General features: G+C 57.8%; 21 protein-coding genes and 1 riboswitch. All 21 genes read right to left on the bottom strand.

Going from position 1 to position 19,047, the window contains the following annotated elements; all coding sequences use genetic code 11:
- Positions 1-100 precede the first annotated feature (100 nt).
- Entirely contained in the window at positions 101-523 is a 423-nt protein-coding gene (locus OCY70_RS29640) for a F0F1 ATP synthase subunit epsilon (protein ID WP_213429395.1), read from the bottom strand.
- Positions 524-590: 67 nt separating this feature from the next.
- Positions 591-1,997: a F0F1 ATP synthase subunit beta gene (atpD, locus tag OCY70_RS29635; protein WP_168182358.1), complete on the bottom strand. Its 1,407-nt coding sequence runs from the start codon at positions 1,995-1,997 to the stop codon at positions 591-593.
- A gap of 43 nt (positions 1,998-2,040) precedes the next feature.
- Entirely contained in the window at positions 2,041-2,901 is an 861-nt protein-coding gene (atpG, locus tag OCY70_RS29630) for an ATP synthase F1 subunit gamma (protein ID WP_213429396.1), read from the bottom strand.
- Between the two features lie 103 nt (positions 2,902-3,004).
- Positions 3,005-4,519: a F0F1 ATP synthase subunit alpha gene (gene atpA, locus OCY70_RS29625; RefSeq protein ID WP_213429397.1), complete on the bottom strand. Its 1,515-nt coding sequence runs from the start codon at positions 4,517-4,519 to the stop codon at positions 3,005-3,007.
- A gap of 34 nt (positions 4,520-4,553) precedes the next feature.
- The gene (locus OCY70_RS29620; RefSeq protein WP_213429398.1) at positions 4,554-5,096 is read right to left on the bottom strand and encodes a F0F1 ATP synthase subunit delta; all 543 of its coding nucleotides are present in this window, start codon (positions 5,094-5,096) and stop codon (positions 4,554-4,556) included.
- Positions 5,093-5,578 carry a F0F1 ATP synthase subunit B gene (gene atpF, locus OCY70_RS29615; RefSeq protein WP_213429399.1) on the bottom strand — a complete coding sequence of 162 codons (486 nt, stop codon included), beginning with the start codon at positions 5,576-5,578 and terminating at the stop codon, positions 5,093-5,095. The genes OCY70_RS29620 and atpF overlap by 4 nt, the downstream gene beginning before the upstream one ends.
- Positions 5,579-5,670: 92 nt before the next feature.
- Positions 5,671-5,883: a F0F1 ATP synthase subunit C gene (gene atpE / locus OCY70_RS29610; RefSeq protein ID WP_006284737.1), complete on the bottom strand. Its 213-nt coding sequence runs from the start codon at positions 5,881-5,883 to the stop codon at positions 5,671-5,673.
- A gap of 98 nt (positions 5,884-5,981) precedes the next feature.
- A complete protein-coding gene (atpB, locus tag OCY70_RS29605) occupies positions 5,982-6,767 on the bottom strand; it encodes a F0F1 ATP synthase subunit A (RefSeq protein ID WP_213429400.1) in 786 nt (261 codons plus the stop codon).
- Positions 6,768-6,797: 30 nt separating this feature from the next.
- The gene (locus tag OCY70_RS29600) at positions 6,798-7,175 is read right to left on the bottom strand and encodes an ATP synthase subunit I (protein WP_213429401.1); all 378 of its coding nucleotides are present in this window, start codon (positions 7,173-7,175) and stop codon (positions 6,798-6,800) included.
- Positions 7,168-7,401 (bottom strand): AtpZ/AtpI family protein, encoded by a 234-nt coding sequence (locus OCY70_RS29595; RefSeq protein ID WP_168182365.1) that lies wholly within the window; start codon positions 7,399-7,401, stop codon positions 7,168-7,170. The genes OCY70_RS29600 and OCY70_RS29595 overlap by 8 nt, the downstream gene beginning before the upstream one ends.
- Before the next feature lie 176 nt (positions 7,402-7,577).
- Entirely contained in the window at positions 7,578-8,732 is a 1,155-nt protein-coding gene (gene wecB, locus OCY70_RS29590; protein WP_213429402.1) for a non-hydrolyzing UDP-N-acetylglucosamine 2-epimerase, read from the bottom strand.
- Between the two features lie 86 nt (positions 8,733-8,818).
- Positions 8,819-9,448, bottom strand: coding sequence for a uracil phosphoribosyltransferase (gene upp / locus OCY70_RS29585; RefSeq protein WP_143797310.1), 630 nt, complete (start codon positions 9,446-9,448; stop codon positions 8,819-8,821).
- Between the two features lie 565 nt (positions 9,449-10,013).
- Positions 10,014-11,264 (bottom strand): serine hydroxymethyltransferase, encoded by a 1,251-nt coding sequence (locus tag OCY70_RS29580; protein WP_213429403.1) that lies wholly within the window; start codon positions 11,262-11,264, stop codon positions 10,014-10,016.
- 72 nt (positions 11,265-11,336) lie between these two features.
- On the bottom strand, positions 11,337-11,906 hold the full coding sequence (locus OCY70_RS29575) for a TIGR01440 family protein (RefSeq protein WP_261945017.1): 570 nt from the start codon (positions 11,904-11,906) through the stop codon (positions 11,337-11,339).
- 23 nt (positions 11,907-11,929) lie between these two features.
- Positions 11,930-12,388: a ribose 5-phosphate isomerase B gene (gene rpiB, locus OCY70_RS29570; protein WP_197258586.1), complete on the bottom strand. Its 459-nt coding sequence runs from the start codon at positions 12,386-12,388 to the stop codon at positions 11,930-11,932.
- Positions 12,389-12,874: 486 nt separating this feature from the next.
- Positions 12,875-12,958, bottom strand: a riboswitch (ZMP/ZTP riboswitch).
- Positions 12,959-13,002: 44 nt separating this feature from the next.
- Positions 13,003-13,596: a low molecular weight protein arginine phosphatase gene (locus OCY70_RS29565; protein ID WP_213429405.1), complete on the bottom strand. Its 594-nt coding sequence runs from the start codon at positions 13,594-13,596 to the stop codon at positions 13,003-13,005.
- A 193-nt stretch (positions 13,597-13,789) separates the two neighbouring features.
- Positions 13,790-14,353 carry a manganese efflux pump MntP gene (locus tag OCY70_RS29560; protein WP_213429406.1) on the bottom strand — a complete coding sequence of 188 codons (564 nt, stop codon included), beginning with the start codon at positions 14,351-14,353 and terminating at the stop codon, positions 13,790-13,792.
- 109 nt (positions 14,354-14,462) lie between these two features.
- Positions 14,463-15,635: an L-threonylcarbamoyladenylate synthase gene (locus tag OCY70_RS29555; RefSeq protein ID WP_213429407.1), complete on the bottom strand. Its 1,173-nt coding sequence runs from the start codon at positions 15,633-15,635 to the stop codon at positions 14,463-14,465.
- 202 nt (positions 15,636-15,837) lie between these two features.
- Positions 15,838-16,626, bottom strand: coding sequence for a stage II sporulation protein R (gene spoIIR, locus OCY70_RS29550; RefSeq protein WP_213429408.1), 789 nt, complete (start codon positions 16,624-16,626; stop codon positions 15,838-15,840).
- Positions 16,627-16,893: 267 nt separating this feature from the next.
- Entirely contained in the window at positions 16,894-17,862 is a 969-nt protein-coding gene (prmC, locus tag OCY70_RS29545) for a peptide chain release factor N(5)-glutamine methyltransferase (RefSeq protein WP_213429409.1), read from the bottom strand.
- A complete protein-coding gene (gene prfA, locus OCY70_RS29540) occupies positions 17,859-18,932 on the bottom strand; it encodes a peptide chain release factor 1 (protein ID WP_213429410.1) in 1,074 nt (357 codons plus the stop codon). The genes prmC and prfA overlap by 4 nt, the downstream gene beginning before the upstream one ends.
- Positions 18,933-19,047: the final 115 nt, after the last annotated feature.

Below are 19,047 nucleotides of genomic sequence, written 5' to 3'. Positions count from 1 at the left end.
GCGTTCAACTAACCTGGGGTCAATTCGGCGGCAGGGCGCTGCGCAAGCCCTCCGGATACAAATCAAGCCGAGACGCTAACAGCGCCTCGGCTTGAATCTATTATCGTGACACGTTTCTTTGGGACACTTGGATCCGTGTTACGGCACGTTGGAGCGACAATTCCGCACGGCGGAAATCGACGTGATCCTGTTTGCTCCGTCGAGCCATTGCCAGGCGTTGTTCCGCACGCGCTTTTGCTGCCTTCGCACGCTCGATGTCGATCTCTTCCGGCAGTTCCGCGCTTTCCGCAAGGACAACGACCTTGTCTCTGCGTACTTCCACGAATCCGCCATGAACAGCAAGCCAACGCTCCTTGCTGCCTGTCTTAATCTTCATCGGCCCAACCTGCAGCGGCGTTACCATCGGGATATGTCCTGCCAAAATGCCGAGTTCACCTTCCGCGCCCTTGACGGTAATCATGTTCACTTGATCCTCGAACACTTTATGCTCGGGTGTGACGATTTCCAATAAAAAGGTGCTCAACTGCGGTTCCTCCTTCCGTTCCATCCGGAACTACCCGTCCCGGACAGCCCGTTTCACGTCAAGCCGCTTACAGCGTCTTTGCCTTCTCCACCGCTTCTTCGATGGTGCCGACGAACAGGAATGCCGCTTCCGGAAGGTCGTCGTGCTTGCCGTCGAGAATTTCCTTGAAGCTGCGAACCGTTTCCTTGACCGGCACGTACTTCCCGGGAATGTTCGTGAACTGCTCGGCAACGTGGAACGGCTGGGACAGGAAGCGTTGAATCTTCCGCGCCCGGGCTACCGTCAGCTTGTCATCCTCCGACAGCTCATCCATACCGAGAATGGCGATAATATCTTGCAGCTCTTTGTAGCGCTGAAGAAGCTTCTTCACGTCTTGTGCCACATCATAATGCTCCTTGCCGACGATATCCGGCGACAGAGCGCGGGATGACGAAGACAGCGGATCGACCGCCGGGAAAATACCCAATTCGGAAATTTTCCGGTCGAGGTTCGTCGTTGCGTCCAAGTGGGCGAACGTCGTCGCCGGCGCCGGGTCCGTATAGTCATCCGCAGGAACGTAGATCGCCTGAATGGATGTAACGGAGCCTTTTTTGGTCGACGTGATCCGTTCCTGCAATTGTCCCATCTCGGTAGCCAGCGTCGGCTGGTAACCTACCGCGGAAGGCATGCGGCCCAGCAGGGCGGATACTTCGGAGCCCGCTTGCGTGAATCGGAAAATGTTATCGATGAAGAGCAGCACGTCGCGGCCTTCTTCGTCACGGAAATATTCCGCCATCGTCAGACCGGTCAGAGCAACGCGCAGACGCGCTCCAGGCGGTTCGTTCATCTGACCGAACACCATCGCCGTCTTGTTGATAACGCCGGAGTCTCTCATTTCATAGTAGAGGTCGTTCCCTTCCCGGGTACGCTCGCCTACGCCGGCGAAGACGGAAATCCCGCCATGCTCCTGCGCGATGTTGTTGATAAGCTCCTGAATGGTAACGGTTTTCCCAACGCCCGCACCGCCGAAGAGGCCGATCTTGCCGCCTTTGACGTACGGAGCAAGCAAGTCGATAACCTTAATCCCGGTCTCCAGAATCTCCGCTTGCGTCGTCAGCTCGTCGAAGCTAGGAGCCGGCTTATGAATCGGGCTGGACAGCTCGCGGCTGACGTCCCCCGCATTGTCAATCGTATTGCCCAGAACGTTGAAGACACGGCCCAATGTCGCCGCGCCTACCGGTACGGTAATCGGATGCCCCATATCGGTTGCTTCCATGCCGCGCACCAGACCATCTGTCGAAGACATCGCGACGCAGCGCACTACGTCATCGCCCAGATGGACGGATGCTTCCAATGTCAAGTCGATGTCAGGCGCGCCAGGAGTCGTCGATTTCTGTTCAATCTTGATCGCGTTCAATATCTCCGGAAGTTGACCGCGTTCGAACTCAATGTCGACAACCGGACCGGTTACGCTAATCACGCGTCCTTTGTTCATCTCGTTCCCTCCTACTGAAAACTTGCGCTATCCTGTTACCCGTTTAAGCTTGAGCGTTCGCTCCAGCTACGATTTCAGAAATTTCCTGCGTGATCGCCGCTTGGCGCGCACGGTTATAAGACAATGTCAGCGAGTTGATCATCTTCGTCGCGTTCTTCGTCGCGTTGCCCATAGCGGTCATCTGCGCGCCGAATTCGCTTGCTTTCGCATCCAGCAGCGCGCTGTAAATGAGCGTCTCCGCATATTTCGGCAGCAGATCATGCAGCACCGCCTCCGGCGAAGGTTCATACTCATAACTGGTCGTCTCTCCGCCCAATGCGTCATCATCCAATGGAAGAAGGCGCTTCTCGACCGGCACCTGCGTGATCGCGTTGACGAATTCGTTGTAGAACAGGTTGAGTTCGTCGTACTGCTCTTCTTCGAAATATTTCACGGCTTTATAAGCTATCGTTTTAATATTCGCGAAGGTTGGAGAATCAGGCAGCTCCGTCACGACCTCCACCATCGGCATTTCCCGTCTGCGGAAGTAATCGCGGCCTTTGCGCCCGATGACGAACAATGCATATTCATCCGCCGAACGGTGACGCTCGTTAATGACCTGCATCACTTTGCGGAGCACGTTGGCATTATAGCCGCCCTTCAATCCGCCGTCGGAAGTAATGACCAGATATCCCGTCTTCTTCACCGGACGCTTCGCGAGCATCGGATGCTGAATGCCTTGCGTGCCTGCGGCGATGCTGGAGACGACTTCCTTCAGCTTATCCGCATAAGGACGGGCCGCTTCCGCCTTCTCCTGTGCGCGGCGAAGCTTCGCTGCAGCCACCATTTCCATTGCCTTCGTGATCTGCCTTGTACTCTGTATGCTCTTGATCTGGCGTCGTATTTCGAGAATCCCTTTAGCCACTTACCTTCACCTGCCTTTCACACTTTGCGGGAGGCAAAGCGGAATTCATCCCTGTGCAGGCCGGGCCGCCATTGGCTTCCCGGCTTGCCTGTTCACTCTATAATCAGCTCGACACGGCGAAGCTCTTCTTGAACTTGGTAATCGCCTGCACCAGTGCCTCTTCATTTTCTTTGCTCAAATCTTTCGTATCCCGGATCGATTGATAGATTTCATCGTTGTTCGACTGCAGGTACATATGAAGCTCCTGTTCGAAGCGAAGAACGTCCTTGACCGGAATATCGTCGACATGGCCTCTCGTCGCCGTATAGATGCTGACGACTTGCTTCTCGACCGGAAGCGGCTCGTTGACGCCCTGCTTCAGGATTTCCATCAGACGGGCGCCGCGCTCCAGACGGGCCAGCGTCGATTTGTCCAGATCGGAACCGAACTGGGAGAATGCCTGCAGCTCGCGGTATTGGGCCAGATCCAGCTTCAGTGTGCCGGCGACCTTCTTCATCGCCTTAATCTGAGCCGCCCCCCCTACGCGGGATACGGAAATACCGACGTTAACCGCCGGACGTTGGCCGGCAAAGAACAGATCGGACTCCAGGAAGATCTGTCCGTCCGTAATCGAGATGACGTTCGTCGGAATGTACGCCGATACGTCATTCGCCTGCGTCTCGATAAACGGCAATGCCGTCAGGGAGCCGCCGCCATTCTCGTCGCTCAGCTTCGCTGCGCGCTCCAGCAAGCGGGAATGGAGATAGAAGACATCGCCCGGATATGCCTCGCGGCCCGGAGGACGGCGAAGGAGCAAGGAGAGCTCACGGTATGCCGCCGCTTGCTTGGACAGGTCGTCGTATACGACCAGCACATGCTCGCCTTTGTACATGAAATACTCGCCCATCGCGCAGCCTGCGTACGGTGCCAGGAAGAGAAGCGGCGCCGGTTCGGATGCCGATGTCGTAACGACAATCGTATAGTCCAAAGCGCCGTGGCGGCGCAGTGTTTCCACGACTTGAGCTACGGTCGATTGTTTTTGGCCGATAGCGACGTAAATACATTTTACGCCGTTGCCTTTTTGGTTAATAATTGTATCGATAGCGATGGTCGTCTTACCGGTCTGACGGTCGCCGATGATCAGCTCCCGCTGTCCGCGGCCGATTGGCACCATCGAGTCAATCGCTTTAATCCCGGTTTGCATTGGCTCATGAACCGATTTACGGTCAATGACGCCTGGCGCATTCGATTCCACCGGACGGAATTCGGTCGTCGCGATTTCTCCCTTGCCGTCAACCGGCTGTCCGAGCGAATTCACGACGCGGCCGAGCAGCGCTTCGCCGACCGGCACTTCCATAATGCGTCCCGTACGTTTGACTTGATCCCCTTCGCGAATATCGGTGTAAGGACCAAGAATAACGATACCAACGTTGCCTGCCTCCAGGTTGAGAGCCATCCCTACGACGCCGTTGGAGAACTCCAGAAGCTCCCCGGCCATGCAGTTCTCCAAACCGTGAACGCGGGCGATACCGTCACCGACATTGATAACCGTGCCGACTTCGGCCACTTCGATCTCAGCCTTGTAGTTCTCGATTTGACTTTTAATCAATGTGCTGATTTCTTCAGGTCTGATGCTCAATTCGCTTCACCCCATTCTTCCGTGCTTATATCGTTTAACGTACTTGTGTTTTCAACGTTTTTTGAATGCGTTCCAGTTGGCCGGACAAGCTTCCGTCATACAAGACGTCGCCGATGCGCACCTTCATGCCGCCGATGATCGAAGCATCGACCACATTTTGAACGCGGATCGTCTTGTTGAGCATCTGTCCGAACTGGGCGGCAACTTCTTGCTTCCCTGCTTCGTCCAGCGGAAAGGCAGTCGTCACGTAGGCGTCAGTCACGCCGGTCGCTTCGCCGACGATGCGGACGAAGTGGTTCGCCAGCTCGGGAAGGATGCGGATGCGCCCCCGTTCCGTCAGGAGCAGCAGCGTATTCAGGACAATCTCGGATACTTCGTTTTCGAACGCCTGCCGAAGAATGGCCTGCTTCACGCTGACATCAATATTCGGCGCGGAGAACAGAACGTACAGTTCCGAAGTCGAGTTCATGACTTCCACGACAGCCTTCAATTGCTGCTCGGTCTCGGCAACGGCTTTGCGCTCGGATGCCAGGTCGAACAGCGCTTTGGCATAACGCTTCGCTATATCTTTGCTCATTGTTTGCCCCCTACCTCTTTCAGGTACTGGTCAACCAATTGCTCTTGGTCCTTCTCGTCCACCTGCTTCTGAAGAAGCTTCGAGGCGATGGCGACAGACATGCCGCTGACTTCGTTGCGCAGGGCAGCCACAGCCTTGTTCTTCTCGCTCTCGATATCGCGGGCTGCTTCTTCCTTCAAGCGAGCTGTCTCGGCCTTCGCTTGACCGACGATTTCGTCGGCCTGCCTTACGCTGGTCTGCTTCGCCTGCTCGATAATGTCATAAGCTTCTTTGCGGGCAGAATCGAGAGCCTGCTTCTGCTCTTCGATGTAAGCCTGAGCTTGAGTCCGGCTGTTGGCCGCTTCGTCGAGCTGCTGCTTGACCAGCTCGCGGCGTTTTTCCATGACGCTGAACAGAGGCCCGAACGCATATTTTTGAAGCAAAAAATATAGGATGAGGAAAGCGATGATCGCCCATACGAAATTTTCCCACACGAAATTCACTACAGTCACTCCTTTCCGTTAACATAACGCGCATTTACAAAACGAAGGCGCGGATGGCATCGGCCTTCCCCGCCAGACCGTTTGTCGTTTCATTAAGAGAAAAATGCCAGGAATGCGATAACTGTAGCCGCAAGCGGAATAACCTCGACAATACCGACGCCGACAAACATGGTCGTCTGCAACATGTTGCGGGCTTCCGGTTGGCGGGCGATTGACTCCACCGTACGGCTAATGATCATACCGTTACCAAGACCGGCGCCCAATGCGCCCAAACCTACTGCAATTGCTGCTGCTAACATACCCATTAGAAAAGTCCTCCTCAAATTCATGTATTTGTGAATTGCTTTTGTCTATATGTCTCACCCGAAGTTGCTCATCAAGATGATGGATTCGGCAGAGTTTGTTAATGTTCTTCATGCACGGACGCTTGCGCGATATAGACCATCGTCAACATCGTGAAGATGAAAGCCTGCAAGGCGCCGATAAAGATACTGAATCCTTGCCAAGCCGCCAGGAACGGAAGACCGAAAACGCCCGCTCCGATAAGCGTCGATAGCAGGACCTCTCCCGCAAAAATGTTCGCGTAAAGACGGATACCGAGCGCGACCGGCTTCGCCAGGTTTTCCACAATGTTCAATGGAAGGAAAATCGGGAACGGCTCGATATAATGCTTCAAGTAATGCTTGCGGTTGTTCTTCAAGCCCAGGAAGTTCACGATGACGAAGACCATGAACGCCAGACCGAAGGTTACGGAAATGTCCGCCGTCGGCGACTTATACCATAGCAGATGGACGTGCTCCGGTTTGCCTTTGGCAGCAAGCTCGTCGAAGACCTGTTGGCTCGTCGTAACGATCTCCTGGCCGAAGACCGTTACCGGGTGGTGCGCCTCCGTGATGACCGCGAACGGCAACCCCAGCAGGTTGGATACAAAAATAAACAAGATAAGCGTCATCCCCAGGGAGATGTATGCCTTGCCTTTCTTGAAATCCATCGCGCTGCCGATAATCCCCTGTACGAATTCGACAACCCATTCCATGAAGTTCTGCATTTTGGAAGGGTTCTCGACCGACAGATTGCGGACGGCCAATCGTGCAATGATGAATACGATGACTACACTGATGAGCAGCGTGAGTATGATGGATAAATCCAAGTGCAGCCCGCCAACCTCGATAATCGGTGCTGAGTGCATAAATGTGTTCACCCCTTTCGAATAAGCTGCTTATTCACCTTTTCTCCATTCCATAATGACGCTAACGATAATGGTCATGACTTGCATGAAAATCAGTCCCGCAATGGTCGACACAAGCGACACCTGTTCGAACTTCATGCCGATCATCACGGCCAAGAGAACGATACACATTCTCGTAACGAGTCCAAGGTTGAACCTCTGCCTTGTCTGACTGGCGGCCAGTTCGGCCAACTGTCTCACCTTCATCGACAAATAGCGCGCATTAATGAGACCGGCGACGGTTCCTAGCGTCAAGCCGGCTGCATAAGGGCGGTGCTCCGGTGAAAAAGCCCATACGAGAAGGAACATCGACATCAGGATGAATGCCACCCTGGTCACGGCATGGACAATCGAAGTCATATCATTCATCTTGTTCCCCCATGAACTTCCTTACAAAATAAATAATGTTCATGATGCCGAGACACATCCCGGCGATCATGCCGACGGCCAGCCACAGCTTGGGCCCGTCCAACATTTGCGCCAGCCATTTCCCCGCGAAGTATCCGATGACGATGTACACGGCGAGCGTGACACCGGCCCCACCGATGCTGAGAGCGATGAACCAAGCGCTGTCATTGCGTTTCGAAGTCTTCATAGGCTAATAATTCCCATTCATTTTACTGAACAATACGAGATTTTGTCAATTCGTTAAAACCTTGTATTTATAAGGATGAAAACGTTGTATTTTGGTTCTCGCTGTCGTAAAAATCCGCGTAAACCGTACAGTATCACTGTATGCTGGTACGTTAGGGTATAGAAGACGCTCCGAATTCAAATTGTGAACTTTGTGTGAAAAGACTCCGGACACTCCGCTTTCCGTCCGAAACTGTGAAGAATCGCACTGACAATACGCTGGGATGCCTTCCCGTCCCCGTATGGATTCGCCGCTTGGCTCATCCGGGAATACAGCTCCTGATCGGTCAACAATTGTTTGGTTCGGCTATACACCTTCTCTTCGTCCGTGCCGACAAGCTCCAGCGTGCCCGCTTCAATGCCTTCCGGACGCTCGGTTGTGCCCCGAAGCACAAGTACGGGTACGCCAAAGGACGGCGCCTCTTCTTGCATGCCGCCGGAATCCGTAAGGATAAGATGCGTGTGCGGATAGATGTTGTGAAAATCAGCGACATCGAGCGGCTCGATAAGCTTGATCCGCGGGTGATCGCCCAGCATCTCATGCGCCGGAATACGAACAGCCGGGCTTGGATGCACCGGATAGACGATGGCGATATCCTCGAATTGGTCGGCGATTCGCCGCACGGCACGGAAAATATTGCGATGCGGATCCCCCTGCGATTCCCGGCGGTGAGCCGTCATCAGCACGAGGCGCTTGCCCTGTGCCCATTCCAGCACCTCATGGGTGTAATCGGAACGTACTGTATATTGAAACACATCTGTTATTGTGTTGCCTGTGACATATATCGATGATTCTTTCTTATTCTCCTGCTTCAGGTTGTTCGCGGACCATTCTGTCGGGGCAAAATGCAGGTCCGCCAGCACCCCGGTCAGCTGCCGATTCATCTCTTCCGGATACGGCGACAGCTTGTTCCATGTGCGCAATCCCGCCTCGACGTGACCGACCGGAATCTGCTGCATGAACGCCGCATAACTGGCCAGGAAGGTCGTCAGCGTATCGCCGTGCACAAGCACGATGTCCGGCTTCGCCTCCTTCAGCACCGGCTCCAGCCCTTGCAGCACCCTGATCGTAATATCGTTCAGCGACTGCTGGGCCTGCATAATGTCCAGATCGTAGTCCGGCCGAATATTGAATACGTCCAGCACTTGATCGAGCATTTGACGGTGCTGGGCCGTCACGCAGACAATCGATTCGATCTGGTCCGGATGCTTTTGCAATTCCAGAATAAGAGGCGCCATCTTGATCGCCTCCGGGCGGACACCGAACACCGTCATCACTTTCAGTTTCGACATCTCGTTCTCCTCCGCTATTTCCATATTATCGGCATGCTATAACCATATTATCGGCAGTTTATGCCACATTCATTTAGCGATATGCCTTATTTCGTACCGAAAAGCCGGTCGCCCGCATCGCCCAATCCCGGCACAATGTAGCCGTGGTCGTCCAGACGCTCGTCCAGCGCAGCCAAATAAATATCGACGTCAGGATGCGCATCCTGAACCGCCTTGACCCCTTCCGGCGCCGCGATGAGGCACATCAGCTTAATCTGGGTGCATTCGCGCTTCTTCAGCACATCGATTGCGGCAATCGCCGATCCGCCGGTCGCCAGCATCGGATCGATGACGATAAGCGCCCGCTCATGCACATCGGTCGGCAGCTTCGTGTAGTATTCAACAGGCTTCAATGTCTCTGGATCGCGGAATAGACCGACATGTCCGATTTTGGCCCCCGGAATCAGCTTCACGACCCCTTCCACCATGCCCAGACCGGCCCGCAGAATCGGAATCAAGCCAAGCATGCGGCCGGAAATGACCTTGCATTCCGTCTCCGCCACCGGCGTCTCCACCGTGGATGTCTGCAGCGGAAGTTCGCGCGTAATCTCATACGCCATCAGTGTCGCGACCTCGTCGACCAACTCGCGGAAATCTTTCGTGTTCGTGCGCTTGTCACGAATCAGTGTCAATTTGTGTTGAATCAAAGGATGATCGCAAATGATCAATTTGCCCATATAACATGTCCCTCCGCTTTTTACTCATGTTGCTTGCTAGAAAATGTCCAGCGATTCTTATTCATCGTCAAACAGGCCTATTATAACATTCCCGCCTTGTATCTGCACGTTTTCAAGATCACTTTATGACTCCCATTTATCGCCTGGCCGATCGTAACAAATCGGTTCTATCCCTATTAGTGACATCCCACCCTCTGGTTATACCTGGATCAAAAATAAAGTTTGTGCCCTTTTTACATTTTCTCCGCTCAGCGTGCGGAAATGAATGAATCCGGCCAGACCAACTTGAAGCTGTTCTATCTCCATCAAGGCATCTACTGTCTACATCGAGGCTCATCTCTTTGTGCCCCTTGGTGTCGTTCGGATTTATCTCCTTTGCCGCGCTTTACGCTACTCTCCCATCGAATCAGATTTATCGCCTCTGCCGTCCTTTACGTCACTCTCCCATCCAGTCAGCTCTACCGCAGGGCGGGCTGCCCGGGCGTATCTCCTTACATAAAAAAAACCGGCCCCCCAGAGCTGCCGCTCCGGGGAAAGCCGGAATACATCATCTATGCCGGTTAGATTAATATTTGATCGTCTGATACAGCGGGTATTGCGCCGTCAGCTCCCGCACCATCCGGCGCGCAGTCGCGAGCGTCGCTTCGTCGGCGGGATTTTTCAGCGTCATGGCAATCACCTTGCCGATCGTGCGCATCGCTTCGACATCCATGCCGCGCGATGTCGCAGCCGGCGTGCCAATGCGGATGCCGCTTGTAATGAACGGACTTGTCGGATCGAACGGAATCGCATTTTTATTTACCGTAATGCCTACCGAATCCAGCACCTTCTCCGCATCCTTGCCGGTAATGTTGACATTGCGCGTGTCAATTAGCATCAGATGGTTGTCGGTGCCGCCGGATACGATGTTCAGTCCTTCTTCGATCAGGGTGGCCGCCAGCGCTTGCGCGTTCTCGATGACCTGTGCCGCATATTGCTTGAAGGATGGCTGCAGCGCTTCGCACAGCGCGACTGCCTTGGAAGCAATCACATGCATGAGCGGACCGCCCTGCGTGCCCGGGAAGACGGCTTTGTCGATGGCTTGCGCCCAGGCCGAACGGCATAGGATCATGCCGCCGCGCGGACCGCGAAGCGTCTTGTGGGTCGTCGTCGTCACGAAATGCGCATGCGGAACCGGGCTTGGATGCAGACCTGCGGCGACCAGACCGGCGATATGCGCCATATCGACCATGAACAGCGCACCTACGTCATTGGCGATAGAGCCGAGCGCTTCGAAGTCGATAATGCGAGGGTAGGCGCTGGCGCCAGCGACGATCATTTTCGGACGATGCTTGAACGCTGCCTTGCGAACCTTGTCATAATCGATGAGGAACGTGTCTTCCTCCACGCCATAGGCCACGAAATTATAGAGCAAACCCGAAGCATTGACCGGGCTGCCATGCGTCAAGTGGCCGCCATGCGCCAGATTCATGCCCAGGACCGTATCTCCCGGCTTCAGGGCCGCCAGATAGACCGCCATGTTCGCCTGCGCGCCGGAGTGCGGCTGCACATTCGCGTGCGCGGCCCCGAACAGCTCCTTCGCGCGGTTGCGAGCAATGTCCTCGACGATGTCGACATGCTCGCAGCCTCCGTAGTAGCGCTTGCCCGGGTAGCCTTCCGCATATTTATTCGTCAGGACGGTCCCCATCGCTTCCATGACCGCTTCGCTTACGATATTTTCCGAAGCGATAAGCTCGATATTGTTCCGCTGACGCTGCAGCTCCAAATCCATCGCTTTCAGCACTTCCGGATCCGATTGTCGTAAATGTTCTACCATTGGCCAAGCCCTCCCATTTCATCGTTAATCATAATCAGAAATCAATCTTGCGAAAACAGGCCGCAATCGGCGTCAATCGCATGAAGTTCCGCTGTCGTCCGGCAGACGGTAGACCGCCCGTTCGCCGCCAATGAGCTTCGGCCGCGTCGATGCCATCGTCACTCTGGCGCTGCCGATGGCGCGGAGCTCCGTTCGCAGCGGAACGGCCACGCGGCGCAAATGCATGCCGATCAGCGTCTCGCCGATATCGATGCCGGCATGCGCCTCGATCGACTCGGCCAGACATGCGTCCGGCAGCATGCGGTACGCCTGCGCCGCCATCGAACCTCCCGCATGCGGGACAGGCACCGCGGCGACCTCCTCCAGCCGGAATCGCTCCAGCGTGCGGCGCTCCACCACCAGCGCGCGGTTGAGGTGCTCGCAGCATTGAAAAGCGAGCTGCAAGCCGAACTCGGTCCGCAGCACATTCAGCCCGTCGAACAGCATGCGGGCAACCTCAAGCGTGCCGGCCGTCCCGATCCGCGCGCCGGCCACTTCGCTTGTGCTGCAGCCGACTACGACCAGTTGGCCCGGAGCAAGCTTCGCTGCAGCCGCCAGCTCCCGGGCGGCCTGCTCGGCCTGCCGCTTATAAGAAGATTTCATGTCGCTTCCTCCTCGCTGATGCGTTACGGCGCCGGGTTGTACTTGCGCTCGGCTTCCTCCACCTTGCGGATGCGGCCGGCATGGCGCTCCCCTTGGCTGAATTCCGTGCCGAGCCAGACGCGAACGATCTCTTCCGCCAGGCCGGGGCCGATGACCCGTTCGCCCATGGCGAGCACGTTCGAATCATTATGCTCCCGAGTCGCCTTCGCGCTGAACAGATCATGCACGAGGGCGCAGCGCACCCCAGGCACCTTATTGGCGGCGATGGACATGCCAATCCCGGTCCCGCAGATCAGAATTCCGCGATCGGCTTCGCCGGCGGCCACCTTCTCGGCGACAGGCACGGCATAATCCGGATAATCGACCGAATCGGTGCAATGACAGCCGAAATCCTCCACCTCATGTCCCAGTTCCCGAATGACCGCGATAATGCCGTCCTTCAGCTTCACACCTGCGTGATCCGCTCCAATTGCAATTTTCATGTACGTTCCCTCCATCCCATCATTCCCTGGGCGAAGCCTCTGCCCCGCCAGGAAACAATATGCTGTCTGTCCATTATAACCAATTTTCGTACCGTTGGCCCGCGTCTTCGATATCATTTTGTTCGAAAGCGCGCTTCTCTCCTCCAGCATCGGAACAAGGGGATGCATATCTCCCGTTTATGCTTGGAAGTGTGTGTTCAAAATGATCGGTTTTCAGCACCGAGAAGGTTGCAAGAACTTGAAGCGGATGCTTTCGTAGCGAGTTTTGCTTCGTAAAACTTGTGAGGAGCAGCAGTGTAGGCAAGATACATGAGCAGCTACAATGTTTCCGCAGGAAACATACTTCGGAAGCATACGCTTTTCGAGAGTGAATGCAAGATTCGATGCCGAGTTGCTTCCTGCTTTACTTCGTGATCAAAAGCGGACTTTTTGAACTGCCTCTCAAAAAAAAGAAAAAGAGCATAGCATGGCCGTAACCATGCACTGCTCTTTCGCCCAGGCGACCGGCCGTATATCACTCGATGCTCCACCGTGGTTTTCCCACTTCCGTCGCCAGTCACACCGAGTGCCCTTCATCTATTTCCGATAATAATGGATGCGCCGCGGAAATGCAATCACTTTGTGTCAGGCGGGGCCAGCTTGTCCACCACGACAAGCAGCGCCTCCCGAATCTGCAGCGCGGTCATCCGGTACTCCTCCAGCGAGCCGCCGAACGGATCGGCGACATCCGGGTTCGGGCAGCGCCGCTCCAGTTCAGCCAGCTCCGCCAGCTCCTCCGGCGTCGGCTCCTGTCCCAGCGCCTGCTTCAATTGCAGCTCCGCGGCCAGCTCCTGCAGCCGATCGCGCTCCCCGGAACCGCCTTCCCCCGGCTCCGCGTATTCCCTCAGCGTGTATGTTTTGTCTGCGGCCGTTGGGAATCGCTGCAGCACATGACGCTTATGGCCGACCGTCAGCGTCAAGATGAGATCGGCCCAGGCCACCTCCGCGTCGCTCAGCGCCGTCGAAGCGAAGGTCTCGTACCCCTCAATATTATGCTCCTTCAGCACAGAGGCGGCGTGATCCGACATCGGCGTCCCATCCCATGCCGATACGCCCGCGGACTTGACCTCCAGCTCCAGCCCCCGGTCGGCGGCCAATTGGCGGAGCATCGCTTCCGCCATCGGACTGCGGCAGGTGTTGCCCGTACATACGAATAATATCCGGTTCATAGGCCGTCACTCCTTTGGATGGTTATGATTTTGTGTGCGGCAGGGCGGCACGGCTGCGAGCGACTCCGGCTCCCTGATTATCGATAACTCCGGCCGCTGTATTATCGGCGGATTTTTTCACGTTCATGACCCTCCCCAAGGATAGAGCCCTTACCGGATCGTACCCAAATACGTCCGGATCACAGCTCAACGGTTAGGGCAGCATGAAAAGAATGCCGAAGGTGAGCAGAATCGCTCCTCCAACCGCCTCCCCGTACTCGCCCATAGCGGCACCGACCCGCTGGCCGAGAACCAATCCCATGACAGACATCGCTCCCCCGGCCAGACCGAAGGCAATAATGGTCACCATCAGGCTGGTATGGAACATGCCCAGCGATACGCCGACGGAGAACGAATCGATGCTTACGCTCAAAGCGAACAGCAGCGTTCCCCAGATCGGCATCTCATAGAGAGAGCCCGCGGACCCGCTCCGGAAAGAGCTGAACATCATATGTCCGCCCAGCATAATAAGCAGCCCGCCGGCGGCCATCACCGCGACATGTCCAAGGATGGAGCTGATATAATGCCCCGTCAACACGCCAAGCAGCGGCATCGCGATATGGAACAGCGCGATAATTCCGCTGATGCGGAGCATCTCCTCCGAGCGCACCCCTCTCATGCCCAGGCCAAGACAAAGTGAAAAGGCGTCAAAACCGAGTGCCACGGCCATGACGAGTATCGTGATCCACTGACCTGCCGGTACTGCCGTCTCCCACATCGCGTTCTCCCCTTGTCCATCGTCTGAGATCAGCGTATGCGGACAAGGAGGCAATGATGACAAGTCCTTCAAGGCGGAAGACGTGGCGGCCAGCGGATATCCCGGCCGTTCAGCAGCGGATAACGCGGTGGCCGGCAGCCTTCAGCAGCCGGTTCATGACCGCCAATCCGATCCCTTCGGTGGAGCAGGCTTCCGCCATAATGAAGCCGACCCCTTCCTCGTCGAAGCGGCGCAGCCCTTCATACAGCCGGTGCGCGGCCTCCTCCGGCGCGGACACGCTGCCCAGCGGCACGACGACATCCGCGCGGTAGGCTGCGGCATGCTCGGTGAAGGCGAGCACGCCGGTGCGCTCTCCGCGCTGCCGGGCGGCGTCGAGCTCCGCCTGGATGCGGCGGGCCGCGGCTTCCGGCGAGGCGCTCTGCACGATCGCGAGCGTGCCTTGCGGCGCATAGTGAGCGTATTTCATGCCCGGGGAGCGCGGCGCTGCCAGCGCTTCGCCGGCCTCCTGCGCCGCGGGAGCCGCCAGCGCGCCGTCCGGATCGACGGCCGGGTCGATCGTGACCTCGGCGGCAAGCTCGCGCAGCATGGCGGTCGTCACGCCGCCGGGGCGCAGCACATGAATGCGGTCGCCGTGCAGCTCCACGACGGTCGATTCGACGCCGACGCCGGTCGGACCGCCGTCCACGATGCCGCCGATGCGGCCGTCCAGATCCTCGGCGACATGCTCGGCCCGCGTCGGGCTCGGGCGGCCGGATCGGTTGGCACTCGGCGCGGCCACCGGGCAAGCGGCGGCGCGGATCAAGGCCAGCGCCGTATCATGCGCCGGCATGCGGACGCCGACCGTGTCGAGGCCCGCCGTCACCCGAGGCGACACGGCTCCGGGGCGCGCCGGGAGCACAATCGTAAGCGGACCCGGCCAGAAGCGCTCCATCAAGCGGCGCGCCGTCACGCCGAACGGCTCGACCAGCTCATCCAGCATTGCCATATCGGCGATATGCACGATGAGCGGGTTGTCGGACGGGCGGCCCTTGGCGGCGAAGATGCGTTCGACGGCGCGGGTATCGCGAGCGTCGGCGCCGAGGCCGTAGACCGTCTCGGTCGGGAAGGCCACCGTGCCGCCCGCGGCCAGCAGGGCTGCCGCCTCCGCAATAGCCGGCTGACCCTCGACCGGCTGCTTCGCGTCGACCGTCCAGCGCTGCGTGGCTTCGCCCTCATGGCCGGCGGCACCCTCCGCAGCCTGGTCGGCAAGCTTCGGTTCATTGAATCGATTCATGACGTTCATTCCTTATTCTCTCAGATGGGGATCAACGCAAGAAAGATGCCAAAAGAGCTTCGGCATCTCCCAGTCCATCCCGTCGAATTGATGTCTTCTTCTAGTTGTACCACAATTGCCGAGAGCTCGTCCAGCATGCGGCGCCGCCCGGCCGGCCCGCAACGATAGCAACCGCTACCCATGCCAATAACCAAACAGAGGAACCTAAAATTTAACCGATAAGGGCATTCCACACCTCTGCCAGCCATTGAAACAAGCTTACCAGCATATCCCACAAAAAGAAGCGCACTTCCGGTCCTTCATCCGTGCTTGGCTCCGCTCCCGAAGCGGCGGATCCGCCGTCCATTCCGGCTGTTCCGCTTGCTTCAGCCGCGGGAGCTCCATCCTGCCCTGCCGCTGCCGATGAGACGCTTTCGCTTCCGGCACCGGAATCGGCCTTCGCCTGGCCCGTATCCCCGTCAATGAAGCAGAGCGGCGGGAACAGTACGCACCACCAGTTCTGTCCTTCCCCCGCGCCCAGCGTAACGAGCAGCGCCTCGTACATGCCCGCCGGATACACCTGGCCGCCGTACAGCTTCGCCGGGAAGGGCACCTCGCCCAGCGTCAGCTTCGCCGAATACGGCATGCCTGCCTCCTTCAGCGTCTGGGTGGCCGTGCGCTCCAGCTCTTCGAGATGGTCAGCGATGAATTCCCGCGCCTCCTCCCGCGTCTGCGGAGCGGCTTGCTCCCGCAGCCAGCCGTTCAATTGCTCGACGATGCGATCCCGCACCAGCCGCTTCACCCGCTGATCGCCGTCCGTGTCCGAATTCGCCAGCACGCGCAGCCGAATCGCATCCTCGGGTATGGCCGCCACGGCCGGCTGGCCGGCTTCCGCCGTCGTCCCCCTTGCCAAGCCTGCTTCCTCCACAGCCGCTGCCGCGCGGCCTTGATCCCAACGCATCCACGTCCCTGCGGCGACGATGGCCAGCAGGAGACCGAGTACGAACATCCGTGATTTCATGTTCTTCTACTCCTTGTGAGGTTGGGCGCGCCTCTTGTCTATCAGTATGTCCGGCAGCGGCAGGATTAAACGTCGGCAGTTCGCAATTCATAGAATAAAAAAATAGAGTCCCGCGCCCTGAGCCCGCCTGAGAGACAGGCCGCAAAGGAGCGGAACTCTATCAAAATATGAAAACAATATTATCTAGCGAATTCCACGCTTACAGGCGCCATTGGGAGTTTCCATCGAGAGCTGCCCTGGACCCCAAGCTCAGCTTTATTGCCGTGCCTAGTTCGGCTCCGCCGCGGCTCCAGTCAGCTCTTCATCTTTCGGCCGCATGGCGCGCACGCCGATGACATGGCGCTCGATGCCGGCCAGATCCGGCACGATGACGAGCCGCTCCCCGTAGCCCGCCGCCTCCAGCAGCGCGGCCACGTCTCGGGCTTGCCCCTGGCCGACCTCGAAGCCGATAAGACGCGGCGGGCAGCCCAGCAGCGGCAGCATGGCGACGATGCGGCGGTACGGGTCGAGCCCGTCCGCGCCGCCGTCCAGCGCCGTGCGTGGCTCATAATCGCGCACCTCGCGCATGAGCCCGCCAATCTCGGCGGCCGGGATATACGGCGGGTTGGACACGAGCACGTCCAGCCCGCCGCCGGCGAGCGGCGCCAGCAGGTCGCCCTCGCGCCAGCTCAGGCGCGCCGCCACGCCGAGCTGCCCGGCGTTATGCTGCGCCATGCGAAGCGCCGCGGGCGAGATGTCGGTCGCCGTCACCTGCCAGGACGGCCGCAGATGCGCCAGCGTGCAGGCGATGGCCCCGCTGCCGGTGCCGATATCGGCCGCCCGCAGCGCGGTCCCGGCCGGCCAGAGGCGATCCGCTTCGGCCACGATCGCCTCGACCAGCAGCTCCGTCTCCGGACGCGGAATCAGCACATCCGGAGACACGGCGAACGGCAGGCCGTAGAAATGCTGCTCCCCGATAATATATTGGGTCGGCTCGCCTCCGGCCCGCCGCTCAATCGCGGCCTCGTACGGACCGCAGACCGCCTCGGGCATCGGATCGGGCAGCCGCACGAGATAGGCTACCCGCTCCCAGCCGAGCACATGGCGCAGCAGCAGCTCCGCATGATGCGGCGCATCCTCCACCCCGCCGGACGCCAAAAAAGAAGAAGCCTGCACCCAGGCTTCTCTTATCGTTAACGGCCAGGCTAGTCGGAAGGAGCCTTGCGCTCCCTGCGCCGATCCGCCGGGCCGGCTCATGCGTGATTCTCCCGCTCCATCAGCTCGGCCTGTTCGGTCAGCGTCAGCGCTTGAATAATCTCTTCCATATCGCCGTTCATCACCTGATCCAGCTTGTGCAGCGTCAGGCCGATGCGATGATCCGTCACGCGGCTCTGCGGGAAGTTGTACGTGCGGATGCGCTCGCTGCGGTCGCCGGTGCCGACCTTGCTTTTCCGTTCGCCCGCGTATTTCGCTTCCTCTTCCTGCCGCTTGATATCATATATCCGGGCCCGCAGCACTTGAAGGGCCTTCACTTTGTTGTCGTTCTGCGACTTGCCGTCCTGACAGGTCGCCACGATGCCCGTCGGAATGTGGGTGACCCGCACGGCCGACTTGGTCGTGTTGACGGATTGCCCGCCGGCGCCGGACGAACAGAATGTATCGACGCGAATGTCCTTGTCGAGAATCTCCACTTCGACTTCATCGATCTCCGGCATGACGGCGACGGTCGAGGTCGAAGTGTGAATGCGGCCGCCTGATTCCGTCGCCGGAATGCGCTGCACGCGATGCGCGCCGCTCTCGTATTTCAGCTTGCTGTATGCGCCCTTGCCGGAGACGAGGAAGATCACTTCCTTGAATCCGCCCAGATCGCTGATATTCGCTTCCATCAGCTCCGTGCGCCAGCCCTGGGCATCGGCGTAGCGCGTATACATGCGGTACAGATCGGCCGCGAACAGCGCCGCTTCGTCGCCGCCGGCCGCGCCGCGTATCTCGACGATGACGTTTTTGTCGTCGTCCGGGTCCTTCGGCAGCAGCAGCACGCGGATGCGCTCCTCCAGCTTGACCTTGCGCTCCTCCAGCTCCTCGATTTCCATCTTCACCATTTCGCGCATGTCATCGTCCAGCTTTTCCTGCAGCATGGCTTTCGCCGCATCCAGCTCGCTTATCACGTTTTTATATTCCATATAAGCTTCGTACGCAGGCTGCAAATCGGACTGTTCCTTCGAATAGTCGCGCAGCTTTTTCGGATCGTTCGCCACATCCGGATCGCACAGCAGCTCGCTCAATTTGTCATAGCGATCCGCCAAAGATTGCAGACGGTCCAACATATCACGTTCACCTCTTTCTGATATGCAACTTGCTTCTCGTTTTCAATGATTCTGGATTAACCGATATTTCAAATGAACCGAATGGCCCGAGGCTATCAACAACAATATGCCGCCG

The organism is Paenibacillus melissococcoides, from assembly GCA_944800085.1.
Taxonomy (GTDB): domain Bacteria; phylum Bacillota; class Bacilli; order Paenibacillales; family Paenibacillaceae; genus Paenibacillus_B; species Paenibacillus_B melissococcoides.
Note: the sequence above shows the minus strand (reverse complement) of the source record. Positions and strands in the feature narration are given on the sequence as shown.

Coding starts and splice junctions, on each gene's coding strand:
- atpB (WP_213429400.1), bottom strand. CDS start 6,767: ATGCACTCAGCACCGATTATCGAGGTTGGCGGGCTGCACTTGGATTTA.
- OCY70_RS29555 (WP_213429407.1), bottom strand. CDS start 15,635: ATGAACGTCATGAATCGATTCAATGAACCGAAGCTTGCCGACCAGGCT.
- OCY70_RS29580 (WP_213429403.1), bottom strand. CDS start 11,264: ATGGTAGAACATTTACGACAATCGGATCCGGAAGTGCTGAAAGCGATG.
- OCY70_RS29560 (WP_213429406.1), bottom strand. CDS start 14,353: ATGTGGGAGACGGCAGTACCGGCAGGTCAGTGGATCACGATACTCGTC.
- OCY70_RS29595 (WP_168182365.1), bottom strand. CDS start 7,401: ATGAAGACTTCGAAACGCAATGACAGCGCTTGGTTCATCGCTCTCAGC.
- atpE (WP_006284737.1), bottom strand. CDS start 5,883: ATGGGTATGTTAGCAGCAGCAATTGCAGTAGGTTTGGGCGCATTGGGC.
- rpiB (WP_197258586.1), bottom strand. CDS start 12,388: ATGAAAATTGCAATTGGAGCGGATCACGCAGGTGTGAAGCTGAAGGAC.
- spoIIR (WP_213429408.1), bottom strand. CDS start 16,626: ATGAAATCACGGATGTTCGTACTCGGTCTCCTGCTGGCCATCGTCGCC.
- prmC (WP_213429409.1), bottom strand. CDS start 17,862: ATGAGCCGGCCCGGCGGATCGGCGCAGGGAGCGCAAGGCTCCTTCCGA.
- prfA (WP_213429410.1), bottom strand. CDS start 18,932: ATGTTGGACCGTCTGCAATCTTTGGCGGATCGCTATGACAAATTGAGC.
- atpD (WP_168182358.1), bottom strand. CDS start 1,997: ATGAACAAAGGACGCGTGATTAGCGTAACCGGTCCGGTTGTCGACATT.
- OCY70_RS29600 (WP_213429401.1), bottom strand. CDS start 7,175: ATGAATGATATGACTTCGATTGTCCATGCCGTGACCAGGGTGGCATTC.
- OCY70_RS29565 (WP_213429405.1), bottom strand. CDS start 13,596: ATGAACCGGATATTATTCGTATGTACGGGCAACACCTGCCGCAGTCCG.
- wecB (WP_213429402.1), bottom strand. CDS start 8,732: ATGTCGAAACTGAAAGTGATGACGGTGTTCGGTGTCCGCCCGGAGGCG.
- OCY70_RS29620 (WP_213429398.1), bottom strand. CDS start 5,096: ATGAGCAAAGATATAGCGAAGCGTTATGCCAAAGCGCTGTTCGACCTG.
- OCY70_RS29575 (WP_261945017.1), bottom strand. CDS start 11,906: ATGAAATCTTCTTATAAGCGGCAGGCCGAGCAGGCCGCCCGGGAGCTG.
- upp (WP_143797310.1), bottom strand. CDS start 9,448: ATGGGCAAATTGATCATTTGCGATCATCCTTTGATTCAACACAAATTG.